Raw genomic sequence first — 14896 nt, 5'->3', positions numbered from 1 at the left:
GGAGAAAAATAATGAAGTTAAAATATTTTGGTACTGATGGTGTTCGTGGTGTTGCAAACCGGGATTTAAGTCCTGAGTTGGCTTTTCGGGTTGGTCGTGCTGGTGGATACGTTCTTACTAGGCACTCTGAACGAAAGCAACCGCAAGTTCTTGTTTCACGCGACACCCGAATCTCTGGTCAAATGTTAGAAAACGCGTTGGTTGCTGGCTTACTCTCGGTTGGAATTGAAGTTTTACGATTAGGAGTTGTTACCACTCCGGGGGTTGCCTACCTTGTTCGTGCCCAAGAAGCTGATGCCGGTGTAATGATTACCGCAAGTCATAATCCGATTAAGTATAACGGTATTAAATATTTTGGTGGAGACGGCTTCAAACTATCAGATGACTTGGAATATGAAATTGAACAGCTATTAGATGCTGAGGAAGATACGTTGCCACGACCATCTGATGAAGGATTAGGAACTGTTGCTGACTATCATGAAGGTGCCTTGAAATATACTTCATTTCTTGAACAAACAGTTTCAACCGATCTTTCTGGGTTAAAGGTAGTTGTTGATGCTGCTAATGGTGCAACTTCAGGGTTTGTTTCCAACCTATTTGCCGATATGAATGTTGACTTTATTCCAATCAACGCTCAACCAAATGGCTTGAACACTAATCTCAACTGTGGCTCAACTCATCCTGAAGGTTTACAAAAAGCTGTTGTCGAGAATAAGGCTGATCTTGGGATTGCCTTTGATGGTGATGGTGACCGTTGTATTGCCGTCGATAATGAAGGAAACATTGTTAATGGTGACAAGATTATGTACATTTGTGGAAAATACATGGATGATAACGGTCTATTGAAGAAGGATACAATTGTCACTACCGTAATGAGCAACTTGGGGATGTACAAGGCGCTTGAAAGTCATAGTATGACCAGTGTGAAGACAAAGGTCGGTGACCGGTATGTTGTTGAGGAAATGTTAAAGAACGGCTATAACCTGGGTGGTGAACAGTCGGGACACATTATCTTCTTAGATTACAACACAACTGGTGATGGGATGCTGACTGCTTTACAGCTCCTTTCAGTAATTAAGGAAACAGGTAAGTCACTGAAGGAGTTAGCTAGCGACGTTACAAATTACCCACAAGAACTTGTTAACATCAAAGTTGCTGATAAGGCTGCTGCAATGAAGAACGAAAAGCTTCGGGCAATTATTGAAGAAGTTGAAGGTGAAATGAACGGTGATGGGCGAGTTCTTGTTCGTCCGAGCGGAACAGAACCATTGCTTCGGATCATGGCAGAAGCAGCGACACCAGAATTAGTTCATCAATATGTTGAACGAATTGCTGAGGTTGCCCGTAAGGAATTAGAAGTTAAATAAAAATGATTGAAAAAGAACTAGGAAAATTTCCTGTTCTTTTTTTGATCAGCTCACTAAATATCTTACCTAGACCAATTAAAGTCGCTTAGTTTGACAATACTAGTTAAAAACATTATTATACTAAGTGTATTCAATGGGCTGGACATGCTATATGTGTCTATACCAATTTTAAAAAGGATGGTATTAAATATGTGTGGAATTGTTGGAGTGACTGGGAGTCAAGACAGTCTATCAATTTTAATTAATGGCTTAAAGCGGCTTGAATACCGTGGCTATGATTCAGCTGGGGTTTACGTTAATGATAACAAGGGTAATGACTACCTGGTTAAGCGCGCCGGTCGGATTAGCAACCTTGAAGATGCATTGACCGATGATGTTCATGGAATGTCAGGCATTGGTCATACCCGGTGGGCTACTCATGGTGAACCAAATGAAGCTAATGCTCACCCTCAATATTCTAGTGACGAACGCTTCTACCTTGTTCACAACGGGGTAATTGAAAACTATGCTCAATTAAAGGCAGATTACTTGGCGGATGTTGACTTTAAGAGCCAAACTGATACTGAAGTAATTGTTCAATTAGTGGACAAATTTGTTGTTGAAGATCACCTTTCAACTAAGAATGCGTTATTAAAGGTTTTGAAGTTAATCAGTCCTGATTCTTCATACGCATTTGTATTAATGGATAAGGAAGAACCAGATACCCTTTATGTTGCTAAGAATAAGAGTCCATTACTGGTTGGAATCGCTGATGGCTACAACATGGTCGGCTCAGACGCTACCTCAATGTTGAAGCAAACTAACCAATTTATGGAATTGGATGATCATGAATTAGTTATTGTTAAGCCGGACTCAGTTGAAATCGAAGACTTTGACGGTAACGAAAAGCACCGTGATACCTTCACTGTTGATATGGATCCAAACGCAGCAGACAAGGGTGCTTACCCATTCTACATGTTAAAGGAAGTTGATGAACAACCAGCTGTAATGCGGAAGTTAGTTCAAAAGTACTTTGATGAAGATGGCAAGCCAACAATTGATGAAGAATTATTAAAGTCAATGTCTGAAGCCGATCACCTGTACATTGTTGGAGCTGGGACTAGTTACCATGCCGGGTTGATTGGTGCGCGGATTTTTGAAAAGTTGGTTGGAATCCCAACTTCTGTTCACATTTCATCAGAATTTGCTTATGAGCAACCATTGCTTTCTAAGAAGCCATTCTTTATCTTCTTGAGTCAAAGTGGTGAAACGGCTGATAGTCGTGAAGTATTGGTTAACGTTAACAAGAATAATTGGCCAAGCCTTACAATTACTAACGTGGATAAGTCAACTCTTTCTCGTGAAGCAACCTTTACTGAATTGCTTTATGCTGGTCCAGAAATTGCTGTTGCCTCAACTAAGGCTTACACAGCACAAATTGCCGTTGAAGCAATCTTAGCTAAGGCACTTGGTGAATACATGAATAAGCCAGTTGCTGGTGCCTTCGATGTTAAGCACCAATTAGGTTTGGTTGCCAACGGAATGCAATCAATTACTGATAGTAAGAGCATTTTGAAGGATCTTTCAGACAAGTACCTTTCAAAGCCACGGAATGCTTTCTACATCGGTCGGGGAATCGACTGGTCAGTTTCACTTGAAGCAGCTCTTAAGCTAAAGGAAATTTCATATGTCCAAGCTGAAGGATTTGCCTCAGGTGAATTAAAGCACGGAACAATTGCTCTGATTGAAAAGGGAACGCCAGTTATTGGGATTATTACTCAAGACCGGACTGCTGGATTAACACGGAGTAACCTTGAAGAAACTGAAGCGCGGGGTGCTAATACTCTGACAATTGTATCTCGTCACTTGGCAAAGGATGGCGATAACATTATCCTGCCAGATGTTGACGAATTACTTAGTCCGCTTCTGAGTGTTGTTCCAGCGCAACTATTGGCATACTACACTAGTCTTGGTAAGGGTCTGGATGTTGACAAGCCACGGAACTTGGCAAAGTCTGTTACTGTTCAATAATTAATCAATAATCGTCAGTTGCACGTGAGAGACGTTAGCAACTGACGATTATTTGTGTATTAGGAAAGAAATACTTTGACACTTTTTAGTAAAATTGCTAAAAAGTTGTTGACAGCGATATATGAAACCGCTATCATAATAACTGTAAGGTATTTAAGTAATTACCTTCTAATCAATTCTCTTTCTCTCTTATGCCAATCATCGCCAATTTTGACGATGATTTTTTTTGTGCTTCTCGTTATAATAAATTGGAGATTATGAAGGGAGTTAGGATTGTGGAAGAACAACATGAAGTCTTGGATTTGATTGAACAAATTACACGGAATGATGGGACTAGCTACTATGAAATTGGTAATATGGTTCAAAATGGACGAGCTGAATTAGCTGCTGAACGTGGCTTTATCAAGGAGGTTCGGATCTTGCAGTTAAATATTCCTCATTCCCAAAACGTCATTAAGTATGAACACTTCATCAATACCCATTACCAAATGCAGGATGAGTCGATGGATCACTGGGACGAGTGGAAGCGGACTCCGGAAGCAGATAAAATTGTTCATGATATATTGGAAGAAAACCATATTGGCTAAAAAGTTAAGGGTACTATTATTCAATAAATTTTCTTTTAAAAGAGGCTATACAGTAATTTGCCAAGACACTATAATTAGAAAAGATATTTCTTGGGGGTTCTGTTAATGAACAAAAAAGAAGGCCTAGTGAGCAGTCGAGCTCAGCCACACCACGTTACAGGAATCGATGGGTTACGAACAATTGCAGTTTTGGGAGTAATTATTTATCACCTACTGCCAACTCAGCTAAAGGGTGGCTTTCTCGGTGTTCCACTATTCCTATTAATTTCGGGTTATTTTATTACTTACCAGTTCAGTAAAAAGCTTGAACGTGGTGCTGGACTTGGGTTAAGGCATTTTTATGCTAAACGCTTTTACCGCCTTTATCCAGTTTTAATTACGATGTTAGTATTAACAATTGCATACATTACGCTGTTTGCTCATGAGCTATTGCATAACATTCGACAAATCTTTGTTACTAATATCTTGTGGGTTTACAACTGGTGGGAGATTTATCATGGGCAATCATACTTTGATCAGTTCGCCAATCAATCACCATTTACTCACCTTTGGACATTAGGAGTTGAAGCACAATTCTATGTCCTTTGGCCGCTGATCATTTTCCTCTTATTTAAGGTATTCAAGAAACGTTCAATCGTTCAATACCTTGTTTTGGGGCTAGCGGTCTTGTCAGCAATTGAAATGGCTGTTTTGTACCATCCGGAGACGCTTAACCGGGTTTACTATGGAACTGATACGCGAGCATTCTCCCTTTTACTTGGCTCATGGCTTGGTCTAGTTTGGCCGCTTGACCGGTTAAGTACAAAGGTTACCGCAACTGATTCACGGATATTAGATGGCTTAGGAATTGCTGCTTTAATTATTACCCTATATGGCTTTATAACTTTAGATGGGCAGTCCCCATTTACTTACCATGGGGGGATGTTTCTTTATAGTATAGTTGGGACTGTCTTACTAGCAACGATCCTTCATCCGGGGAGTCGGATGAACCGGTGGCTAACTAACCCGTTCTTTAGTTGGTGTGGTCAGCGGTCATACGGGATCTACGTCTATCAGTATCCTGTTCTTATATTTTACGAACGAGCAATTAATGTTGGTGTACACCCAATTGTTAGCGGGGTGGAAGAACTAGCGCTAATTGTGATTATCAGTGAATGTTCATACCGGTTGATCGAACAACCGCTTGCTAAGCGTCGGTTAAGTGATTTCAATTGGCAAAAGATTAAGTTTAATAATTGGAAACAGGCGGTAACGGCAATCATCGCTTTGTTAATTGTAGGTACAGCAGGTTACGGACTCTGTCAGCCTAATGTTCAACCAAAAAAAACGACGGTTCAGAAACAAATTGAAAAGAATGATCAATTAACTGAAAAGCATAATAAGCAACTTAGTAAGGGAAAAAATGTTGAAACAGCTAAGATTAGCACTGTGCAAAAAGAGTACCAGCTAAGTAAGAACGAGATTAAGCGGGCTCAAAAACTGAAGGTCACTGCGGTTGGTGATTCAGTAATGCTTGATGCTTCTAATAGCCTTCAACAATTAATGCCGCACGCCTACGTTGATGCTAAGGTGGGACGTCAGGGTTCACAAACGCCTAAAGTCCTTAGTCAGTTAGAGGAGAGTGGGCACCTCAATCGGATCGTTATTTTGAACTTAGGGAATAATGGAGCCATGGATCAAAAAACGATTGATGATATTCTAAAGACAATTGGAAAGGATCGGCAAGTTTACTGGGTAACTCCCCATATTCCATCAAAGAGCTGGCAACAGCAGGTTAATAATCAGATTCAGGAGATTGCAAAGGAACACCATAATGTTCACTTAGTTGATTGGTATACCGCAAGTAATGGTCAATCCGGTTGGTTTGCAAAAGATGGCGTTCACATGAATAAACAGGGAAATAACCATTATGCAAAATTAATTACGAAAACTATTTTGAAGGATCAACGGGGTGAATAGTTAATGAATGATAATGAAAAATTATTAGATAAGGCGATCGATCTGTATTTAACCGGGTTGAAAGGCCTTGACTCGTTTATTTCGGAGCCTTCTGCGGAATATTCCCTTTCATTTGAACAGTATCTAATTTTAAAAAAGATTGTTCATAACCCCAAAATAAAATTAATGGATATCGCTGATGAACGTGGAGTAACCAGAAGTGCGATTTCACGGCAGCTTCGGCCCCTCTTGAATCATAATTACATCCAACAAGAGGCCGATCCTGAAGATCGTCGTCGGTTGTTCTTAATCAGTACCATTAGAGGGAAGCAGGTTGAACAGCACATTGGTTCACTTGTGTTGAAACGCTTTTCAAACTGGCTTGATGTTTACGGAAAGGATCGAGGTACTGAGTTATTGGATCTTTTAGAAGATTTTAATAAGCAAATTGTTCAGGCAAATTATAGCGAGGAGAAAAAATGATTAAAGTAATTGCGTTAGACTTAGATAATACTTTGTTAAACAGTAACAAGGAAATTAGTATCCGTAATGAACGGGTCCTAAAGAAACTTCATTCTCAAGGCATTCACGTTGTCTTGTGTACTGGCCGGCCGATTAACGCTATTTGGCCATTGATTGAACAACTTGGTCTGACAAAACCAGATGATTATACAATTACCTTTAATGGTGGATTGGTAATTAATAATGTCTCTAAGGAACATCTTTTTGAGTTAGGAATGACTAGAGACGATCTTCAACCACTGTTAAAGTTTGTTCAGCATGAAAACATTCCTCTTGATATTTTGGACTACGATCGAGTTTACGAACTAATTGATCAACCCCGTTCAATTTACAAGACAGTCTTAAAGAACATTGAATTTCGTGATACTAAAAGTACTGAGCTTGAGGAAACGACTTACAGCAAGGCGGTTATGGCAATTCCCGCTGAGAAATTAACCCCGATCATTCAGGGCCTTCCTGCTGAACTTAAGAAGAAGTATCATGCGGTCCAATCACAGCCAATGATTATGGAATTCTTGCCCCCCAAAGTTAATAAGATGGTTGGCTTGCAAGCACTTTTACAGCACTTTAATTTAGACTTTAGTAACTTGATGAGTTTTGGTGATGCTGATAATGATCTGGAAATGATTCAAGCTGCTGCTCAGGGAATTGTCATGGCAAACGGTCTTCCTGAAGTTAAGAAGGTTGCCACAGCAATCACGGATTCGAATGATGAAGATGGCGTTGCAAGCTACTGTGAGCAGTATTTTGCAACATTACTGTAATAAAAAAGTAGAAAATTAGTCAATAAAGTTGTTAAATTAGACGGTTTTAGTGAAAATTGCCCTTAATTTAACAACTTTTTTTATTATCATATAAAGAAGTTAGGACAACCAAAGAAAATTTCAGATCCTACTATGATAGTCTTTAGCACGTCAATTTCTATAAATGTGCGATTATTTACAATTAATATTTCAGTAGCTTTACAAACACTTCGCAATAATTTGTTAAACGATAAATCGTTGTTATCTAGTAGTAATATTCATCGTGTAGTATAGGGACTGTTGAATCGGAATAATAAAAAAGGATGGTATTGAATTTATGGTTTCTAAGAAAAAGCTTGCAAAATTAACTGCGTCTGTCGGTGCAATTGTCTTTGGTGTTGCAGCTACTCAAGCTGTTGTTAATGCTGATACAGTTTACACTGTTAAGAGTGGTGATACGCTTTCAAGCATTTCTTACAAGTTTAATAAGAACAACAGCCTTGTTAATGAAATCGCCCAAAAGAACAGCATTAAGGATATTAACAAGATTTATGTTGGCCAACGCTTAATTATTAAGAGCGATGGTGAAATTCAACCAGCATCATCTCAAACAACTACCCAAAATAGTAATAATGCTACTAGTCAACAGTCGTCAACAAGTACTGTAAGTGGTTCAGAAGCGGCTGCTAAAGCATGGATTGCTAACCGCGAATCTGGTGGAAATTATGGTGCTACTAATGGACAATACATTGGAAAGTATCAACTTTCAGCATCATACCTCAATGGTGACTACTCAGCAGCCAACCAAGAACGAGTTGCGGATCAATATGTAGCTAGTCGTTACGGTTCTTGGACCGCCGCCCAACAACACTGGATGGCAAATGGTTGGTATTAAAAATGAGAGCGCGAGCAGGATTAAAAAGGTCCTGTAAGACAACAATTTCTCCCGACTGGATGCTGAAAGCATCTGGGAGGGAGTTTGTTGTCTCTAAGGACTTTCCTGCGAGCGCGTTTTGACCATGATGTATTAGAACAGCTCCAGCAAGCTTCTGGCAAACAGAACTTAACTATATAGTCTAGAAAGAATAAATCGATTTTCTCGGTAGTGGTGAGTAATACCATTACCGTTTTTTTACTTAGAAAAATTAATGCATAAATGATGCATTGTTGTTTTATCAATGTTACAATTAGTACTGTATTTTGGGGATGTTTTTGGATTCGACAGGTATAGGTCGAGTTTCAATTGCGTTTCGAAGGTTGCGTCTTCGTAAAAACGCTCAGTTTTAAATTATAACTGCAAACAATAATTCAAACTCTTACGCATACGCTGCCTAACAAGTAGCGCGCGTAAATCCATCCTGGGTTCGTTCATGATGCAGTGATGGGTTTCATATATTAGTGGACTACGCTTAACACTCACGCTTGAAGTATTAAGAAGAGATTACCAAGCTAGTTAATCATGGTTGCCCTGATCAACGGCGTTTTGATTAATGAATGCTAAATAGTTGAGATATGAACGTAGAGGTTGGAATGGCGATATGCCTGGACACGGGTTCGACTCCCGTCATCTCCATTGCAGAAGGGAGGCTGAGAAAAAGCTTTTGTTTTTCTCAGCCTTTTTATTTGTAAATATCATTTATTAAGGTAGGGTGAAGAAAGTTATTTCCCGGGAAATAGTGAATTGATTTTTATAATTAGTGAGGGAGAATTGTAGAATGAAAATTTTGATGATTGAGGATAACCACTCAGTATGCGAAATGATGGCAATGTTTTTCAAAAAAGAGGGTTGGCAATATGAGTTCGCCTATGATGGGGTCGCGGCAGAAGAAAAATTTAGTGCTGCTCCGCATGAATGGGATGTTATTCTTTTAGATTTGAATTTACCAAAGAAGGACGGGATGCAGGTGGCGGCCGATATTCGTCGGCTATCAACCACAGTACCCTTGATCATGCTGACTGCACGTGATTCTGAAAGTGATCAAGTGCTTGGGTTGGAGATTGGTGCGGATGATTATGTAACTAAGCCATTTAGTCCGATTACGTTAATTGCTCGTATTAAGGCTCTTCAGCGGCGTTCCCAATTAAGTACGACGCAGGGAGCACAACATCCTGATCAGGATCGTTTTGACATTAAGACTAAGCATTTTAAGATGGATACTAAGACCCGTGAAGTATACATGTACGGTAAGCCAGTAAAGGATCTAACCCCAAAGGAATTTGATCTATTAAAGACATTGGCTAGCAAGCCTCGTCAGGTGTTCACCCGCTCTCAATTGCTCCAACTAGTTTGGGACTATGAATACTATGGTGATGAACGAACGGTTGACGCCCATATTAAAAAGCTTCGTCAAAAACTTGAAGCGGTTGGCCCACAGGTAATTCAAACAGTCTGGGGTGTTGGTTACAAGTTTGATGATGAAGGAAACGAATAATGAAGTTACTATATCGATTAATGATTGCTTTCTTTACGGTAATTATTACACTGATGACGGTTTTGAGTCTGGCTTTCATTAATGTGACTAATGAGACGATGTATCGAAATACCTGGAATCAGTTGAAAACTTATTCTGATAGCTTGGTTCAAGATGCAATTCGTTATGATACGGTTGATCATACCTTTAAGGGCTTTGAGAATCAGGCTTTATTGAGCAATGCAGCCTTGCTTTCTAACCAGCATGTTCATTTTGCAATTTTTGATGTAACACAGCGGCAGACGTTTGCTAGCAATGGCTTTGCTCCTCAAATAAGTAAGGATGATTGGAAAAAATTAAAGAAAGGCAAGACCATTTATCTTCGACTTACACGGCCACAGATTAATAATCAAAAAGCTCACCAGTCAGCAATGACAGAAGTAATTCGCCCGTATTTCTATCATAAGAAAATGATTGCGGTCGTTTCGATTGCTACCTTTGTCTCGGTGGTAGAAGAAAATATGCATCAGCTGAAAATTAACTTAGCAATTGCCTTTCTTATTGCTACCTTAGCTGCACTTTTAATTAGTTATCTTCTTGCTCGGTCAATTACTAAAAAAATTGATCAGCTCCGGACTGCTACTCGTCAGGTTGCTAAAGGGAATTACCATGTAAAGGTACCAGTTAACGGCAAGGATGAGGTAGATGACCTTGCCCGAAGCTTTAACCAGATGACAACTGCTCTTCGTGAGTCCGATCGGGAAATTCGGCGACAAGAAGAACGGCGGCGAAAATTCTTGGCTGATGCTGCCCACGAAATGCGGACTCCGTTAACGACAATTAATGGATTGTTAGAAGGACTTCGGTATGATGCTATTCCTAAAGAAGATTGGAACCATAGTATTGAATTAATGCAGAACGATACTCAGCGGTTGATTCGGTTGGTTAACGACAATTTAGATTATGAGAAGATCCGCACTAATCAAATTTCAATGGATCGGAAACTATTTGACTGTTCTGCTGTTTTAAATAATCTTAAAGAACAATTGAATAAGCGTGCCATAGAGAAAGGAGACCACATCCAATTAGATGTTCCTGAAGGCCTCCTGGTTTATGCCGATTACGATCGTTTTGTCCAAATTATGTTTAACGTTATTCAGAATGCCATTCAGTTCACCAATAAGGGACTAATTAAAATTTCGGCGCGTCGTGTTGAACGGGGATGTGAGTTTAAGATTAGCGATAATGGAATTGGGATGACAAATGATCAAGTAAAGAACATTTGGGAGCGATTCTATAAAGCTGACCAGTCACGAAGTAATCAATATAGTGAGTCGGGACTTGGTCTCCCGATCGTTCATGAATTAGTAAATCTTCATGGCGGAAAGGTAACGGTTGAAAGTAAACCCAAAAAGGGGACAACCTTTACTATCTTTCTTCCGGATCCTCAACATGCACCGCATAGGAATAGCCAGAATTAATATTTCACATTTATACCAATAATTTATTAAACGCTTTCTTATAGATAATGCAAACTTTTATTATATTTATACCATCTATTTATTTTGTGAAAATACTTGTGTAAACGTTTGCAACCGGTTATAATACTATCTCGTAATCAATTATTCATTTGATAGGAGAGAAATAAAGATGGTTTATTTACTTGCATTAATCCCAGCACTTGGTTGGGGGCTTATGCCATTAATCACTGGTAAGATTGGTGGTTCTGCTGTTAATCAGATGTTCGGTATCGGTGCTGGTGCCACAATCATTGGATTAGTTGCCTATGCGGTTACTCAGCCGACTGTTAGTACAACTGCTTTCTGGTTTTCTGTATTATGTGGTGCTTTATGGACGATTGGTCAGGTTGGACAATTCGTTTCTTTTAAACGGATGGGTGTTTCAAATACCATGCCGCTTTCCACCGTTTTACAATTAGTTGGTAACTCACTAATTGGGGTTATTATCTTTGGTGAATGGCATAGTGCTCGGGCGCTTACAATCGGTTTTGTTGCATTGGCAATCGTTATTGTTGGTGCTTTGATGACATCAGTTTCTGATAGTAATTCGGATAAGAAAGTTACTGCTAGTAACTTTATCTTCTTGTTGGTAACTACTATTGGTTACTGGGTATATTCAGCATTTCCAAAGATTCCAATCGTTGCCAATGAAAGTGCTCAAGGGATCTTCCTTCCAGAAATGCTCGGAATCCTACTTGGCTCTGTAATTTACGCAATCTGCTCTGGCAATGCTTCTTCATTCAAGCAAAAGGAACAGTACTTAAACATTCTCGGTGGTCTTTCATGGGGAATTGCCGCCTTTGCTTATATCTTTTCTGCTAAGGCCCTTGGTGTTACCGAAGCATTCATCTTTACCCAACTGAATGTTATTATTGCAACCTTTGGTGGAATTTGGATTCTTCACGAACACAAGAGTCACCGCGAAATGACTTACACCATTTGGGGAATTGTTTTGATCGTTGTTGGTAGTATCGCTACTGCCTTTGCATAATCAAGAAAATCATTTAAAAATAAAATGGTCTTGTCGTAGCATCATTGCTTCGGCAAGACCATTTTTGATTAGTTATTGGAAAAATATTACTTTAACAGTCTTAGAGCTTCTTGATAATACTGGGTAGCCTGACTAGGATCCATTTTCCGAATATTAATTAAAAAGTTTTCCACTTGTGCTTGATTTTGACCACTTTGAATTAAGTCAGTCACTAGCGAAAGACGCTCCTTAGCTTGGCCTTCCTTACGGCCATCTTCACGACCTTGTTCACGACCCTCTTTCAGTCCTTGTTCGTGTCCCTCGTGCCGACCTTCTTTTAACCCTTGTTGTCGGCCGAGTTCATGGCCTTCTCTAACAGCTTCATTCCGTTCGTTCTCGATATCCATTTCGTATAATGAGCGTTGCATATATTCTTTCCTCCATTTCCGGTTTTGTTTTACAAAACAGATTCTTTGCCTTAATTTTATAATGAAATCATCATCTTCATCAAGCTTTCGGTTGGCTAACAAATCTAATACACGTTGCAATTTTGGACCGACAGTTTTCTGAAGACTAGTGATGTCAAAGAAGAGAGTCTGCTCACTATCTTGGTATGGATAGTTGGGGTAGGCCTCAATGCCACGCTTAACCTTATAACGCTGTTCGCCCAGGCCAAAGGGATCAAAACAACAGAAGAAAATAATAAACGTATTATCTGCTTGACTGTAGTTCTGGCCTTTAGTGTATGCGGCTGTTGATAGGCTAGATTGGTAGAAGCGGTTTCGTTGGGGGAGATTATGGTGATCTGCAACCTGCATTTCAATATCGTAGTGATTATTGTCCCGATCTTCGATGTAGATATCAAAACGGACGCTTTTAGCATCGTAAGTACTCTTGATTTCCTGCTGGCTATTGAGCACTTTGATATCTTTAATTACGAGTTCGGGAAAGATTCGTCGCAGTAATTCCAAGGTAATTTGCGGATCGAGAAAGACCTTGCTAAAGATAAAGTCGTCAGTTAATCCTGCCTCTTCCCAACGCTTTTCTAAATTTGATTTTGCCATATGCTACTCCTTACATTAATTTAGGGAACACTCCCTAATATAGATAGACGGAAAAATCCCAGGAAAGCATTAATTTTGTATTTAGCAATTCTAATTGAAAACGGCTTCATGGTTCGGTATGATTAGGAGTGTAAATACAATTAAGAAAGAAGTTCTGGAAATGACACATATTTCATTTGATCGTACAGGCTTAAAGAAATTCGTTAACGATAACGAATTAGGCGAAATGCAAGCAATGGTGAATGCGGCGGATGATGAATTACGCAACGGTACTGGTGCCGGAGCTGACTTCCGTGACTGGCTCCACTTGCCAACTGACTATGATAAGGAAGAGTTTGCGCGGATTAAAGCCGCTGCCAAGAAGATTCAATCAGATTCAGATATCTTAGTGGTCATCGGGATTGGTGGTTCTTACCTTGGAGCCCGGATGGCAGTTGACTTCTTGCACAATACCTTCTACCAAGCCCAAAAGGCTGCAGACCGGAAGTATCCATTAGTACTCTTTGCTGGCAATTCCTTAAGTTCAACCTATGTTCATGACTTAATCGAATTAATTGGCGACAAGGACTTCTCCGTCAACGTCGTTTCCAAGTCCGGAACCACCACTGAACCATCAATTGCTTTCCGGATCTTCAAGAACCTCTTGATTAAGAAGTATGGCGAAGATGAAGCTAACAAGCGGATCTACGCTACCACCGATAAAGCTAAGGGGGCTTTAAAGACCGAAGCCGATGCCCACGGCTATGAAAGCTTTGTCATCCAAGACGGGATCGGTGGTCGTTACTCTGTTCTTTCCCCAGTTGGTCTCTTACCAATTGCCGTTTCTGGCGGTGACATTGACCAGTTAATGGCCGGGGCTGCCCAAGCGGAAAAGGACTACACGGATCCAAAGTTAGAAAACAACGAAGCTTATCAATACGCTGCTTACCGGAACATCCTTTACCGGAAGGGCTACGAAACCGAATTGCTCGAAAACTACGAACCAAACATGACGATGTTTGCCGAATGGTGGAAGCAATTAGCCGGTGAATCTGAAGGGAAGGATCACAAGGGGATTTACCCATCCAGTGCTAACTTCACCACTGACCTTCACTCCCTTGGTCAATACATCCAAGAAGGTCGCCGGTTCTTGATGGAAACCGTTGTGAAGCTCGACCAGCCAAACCATGATATGGAAATTCCAAGTGAACCAGACAATCTCGATGGCTTAGGCTACTTGGAAGGCAAGACGATGGACTTTGCCAATACCAAGGCTTATGAAGCGGTTGTCGCTGCCCATACCGCTGGTGGAGTACCGGTAATGACTGTTCACATTCCAAAGGAAGATGAATACACCCTTGGTTACCTAATTTACTTCTTTGAAGTGGCCATGGGAATCTCCGGCTACCTTAACGGGATCAACCCATTCAACCAACCAGGAGTGGAAGCCTACAAAGTTAACATGTTTGGCCTGTTAGGCAAGCCAGGTTACGAAGAGATCGGCAAGAAGCTGCGGGCTGAAATGGACGAGAATAAGTAAATGAATCGTCAGCAACTCAATAAGCAACGTCATCATCTGCAGATGCGAATTGCTGTTTGGTGTGTTTTGACAATTTGCTTTACGATTTTAAATACGTTCAAACTAATCCCATTCTTGCAGTGGGTTATGTGGATCGCAGCACTATATACCTTTATTTTGATTATTATTTGGGTTTATTTGACGATCCAACTGATGAAAAAATAGAAGAACCATTCAGAAACTTTGCTAGTTTCTGAATGGTTCTT

Annotated in this window: 13 protein-coding genes and 1 other RNA gene; 13 read left to right on the top strand and 1 reads right to left on the bottom strand. The window is 40.1% G+C overall.

From position 1 onward, the window contains the following. Positions 1 to 11: 11 nt before the first annotated feature. The 11 genes from glmM to PRK60_RS06855 all read left to right on the top strand — a co-directional run bounded on the left by glmM (position 12) and on the right by PRK60_RS06855 (position 12089). Positions 12 to 1367 (top strand): phosphoglucosamine mutase, encoded by a 1356-nt coding sequence (gene glmM / locus PRK60_RS06905; RefSeq protein WP_102169173.1) that lies wholly within the window; start codon positions 12 to 14, stop codon positions 1365 to 1367. Positions 1368 to 1556: 189 nt separating this feature from the next. Then, positions 1557 to 3377, top strand: a complete 1821-nt coding sequence (gene glmS / locus PRK60_RS06900; RefSeq protein ID WP_102169172.1) for a glutamine--fructose-6-phosphate transaminase (isomerizing) — start codon at positions 1557 to 1559, stop codon at positions 3375 to 3377. A gap of 275 nt (positions 3378 to 3652) precedes the next feature. Then, positions 3653 to 3964 (top strand): hypothetical protein, encoded by a 312-nt coding sequence (locus PRK60_RS06895; protein WP_102169171.1) that lies wholly within the window; start codon positions 3653 to 3655, stop codon positions 3962 to 3964. 105 nt (positions 3965 to 4069) lie between these two features. Next, positions 4070 to 5923: an acyltransferase family protein gene (locus PRK60_RS06890; protein WP_273645852.1), complete on the top strand. Its 1854-nt coding sequence runs from the start codon at positions 4070 to 4072 to the stop codon at positions 5921 to 5923. A 3-nt stretch (positions 5924 to 5926) separates the two neighbouring features. Then, positions 5927 to 6385: a MarR family winged helix-turn-helix transcriptional regulator gene (locus PRK60_RS06885; RefSeq protein ID WP_102169169.1), complete on the top strand. Its 459-nt coding sequence runs from the start codon at positions 5927 to 5929 to the stop codon at positions 6383 to 6385. Continuing rightward, positions 6382 to 7188: a Cof-type HAD-IIB family hydrolase gene (locus tag PRK60_RS06880; protein WP_102169168.1), complete on the top strand. Its 807-nt coding sequence runs from the start codon at positions 6382 to 6384 to the stop codon at positions 7186 to 7188. Before PRK60_RS06885 ends, PRK60_RS06880 begins: the two co-directional genes overlap by 4 nt. A gap of 316 nt (positions 7189 to 7504) precedes the next feature. Further along, complete coding sequence (gene apf / locus PRK60_RS06875) at positions 7505 to 8062, top strand: aggregation-promoting factor (protein WP_102169167.1); 558 nt, start codon at positions 7505 to 7507, stop codon at positions 8060 to 8062. A gap of 307 nt (positions 8063 to 8369) precedes the next feature. After that, positions 8370 to 8743, top strand: a transfer-messenger RNA (tmRNA) gene (gene ssrA, locus PRK60_RS06870). A gap of 139 nt (positions 8744 to 8882) precedes the next feature. Further along, positions 8883 to 9599 carry a response regulator transcription factor gene (locus PRK60_RS06865; RefSeq protein WP_102169166.1) on the top strand — a complete coding sequence of 239 codons (717 nt, stop codon included), beginning with the start codon at positions 8883 to 8885 and terminating at the stop codon, positions 9597 to 9599. Further along, positions 9599 to 11059 carry a sensor histidine kinase gene (locus tag PRK60_RS06860; protein WP_102169165.1) on the top strand — a complete coding sequence of 487 codons (1461 nt, stop codon included), beginning with the start codon at positions 9599 to 9601 and terminating at the stop codon, positions 11057 to 11059. The genes PRK60_RS06865 and PRK60_RS06860 overlap by 1 nt, the downstream gene beginning before the upstream one ends. Before the next feature lie 169 nt (positions 11060 to 11228). Beyond that, entirely contained in the window at positions 11229 to 12089 is an 861-nt protein-coding gene (locus PRK60_RS06855; RefSeq protein ID WP_178696019.1) for a GRP family sugar transporter, read from the top strand. Positions 12090 to 12175: 86 nt separating this feature from the next. On the opposite strand, the gene PRK60_RS06850 is transcribed toward PRK60_RS06855, so the two are convergent. Then, complete coding sequence (locus PRK60_RS06850; RefSeq protein WP_273645851.1) at positions 12176 to 13132, bottom strand: TdeIII family type II restriction endonuclease; 957 nt, start codon at positions 13130 to 13132, stop codon at positions 12176 to 12178. 160 nt (positions 13133 to 13292) lie between these two features. Here PRK60_RS06850 and PRK60_RS06845 point away from each other — a divergent pair, with 160 nt between their 5' ends. Together PRK60_RS06845 and PRK60_RS06840 are read left to right on the top strand one after the other, a co-directional pair. Further along, positions 13293 to 14651, top strand: a complete 1359-nt coding sequence (locus PRK60_RS06845; RefSeq protein ID WP_191912234.1) for a glucose-6-phosphate isomerase — start codon at positions 13293 to 13295, stop codon at positions 14649 to 14651. Beyond that, a complete protein-coding gene (locus tag PRK60_RS06840; protein WP_102168034.1) occupies positions 14652 to 14855 on the top strand; it encodes a hypothetical protein in 204 nt (67 codons plus the stop codon). Positions 14856 to 14896: the final 41 nt, after the last annotated feature.

The organism is Limosilactobacillus portuensis (genome assembly GCF_028607025.1).
GTDB lineage: Bacteria > Bacillota > Bacilli > Lactobacillales > Lactobacillaceae > Limosilactobacillus > Limosilactobacillus portuensis.
Note: the sequence above shows the minus strand (reverse complement) of the source record. Positions and strands in the feature narration are given on the sequence as shown.

Bases quoted from the DNA above. Each gene is read 5' to 3' on its own strand.
- glmS (WP_102169172.1), top strand. From the start codon at position 1,557: ATGTGTGGAATTGTTGGAGTGACTGGGAGTCAAGACAGTCTATCAATT.
- PRK60_RS06850 (WP_273645851.1), bottom strand. From the start codon at position 13,132: ATGGCAAAATCAAATTTAGAAAAGCGTTGGGAAGAGGCAGGATTAACT.
- PRK60_RS06885 (WP_102169169.1), top strand. From the start codon at position 5,927: ATGAATGATAATGAAAAATTATTAGATAAGGCGATCGATCTGTATTTA.
- PRK60_RS06890 (WP_273645852.1), top strand. From the start codon at position 4,070: ATGAACAAAAAAGAAGGCCTAGTGAGCAGTCGAGCTCAGCCACACCAC.
- PRK60_RS06860 (WP_102169165.1), top strand. From the start codon at position 9,599: ATGAAGTTACTATATCGATTAATGATTGCTTTCTTTACGGTAATTATT.
- PRK60_RS06840 (WP_102168034.1), top strand. From the start codon at position 14,652: ATGAATCGTCAGCAACTCAATAAGCAACGTCATCATCTGCAGATGCGA.
- PRK60_RS06865 (WP_102169166.1), top strand. From the start codon at position 8,883: ATGAAAATTTTGATGATTGAGGATAACCACTCAGTATGCGAAATGATG.
- glmM (WP_102169173.1), top strand. From the start codon at position 12: ATGAAGTTAAAATATTTTGGTACTGATGGTGTTCGTGGTGTTGCAAAC.
- PRK60_RS06845 (WP_191912234.1), top strand. From the start codon at position 13,293: ATGACACATATTTCATTTGATCGTACAGGCTTAAAGAAATTCGTTAAC.
- PRK60_RS06880 (WP_102169168.1), top strand. From the start codon at position 6,382: ATGATTAAAGTAATTGCGTTAGACTTAGATAATACTTTGTTAAACAGT.
- PRK60_RS06855 (WP_178696019.1), top strand. From the start codon at position 11,229: ATGGTTTATTTACTTGCATTAATCCCAGCACTTGGTTGGGGGCTTATG.
- apf (WP_102169167.1), top strand. From the start codon at position 7,505: ATGGTTTCTAAGAAAAAGCTTGCAAAATTAACTGCGTCTGTCGGTGCA.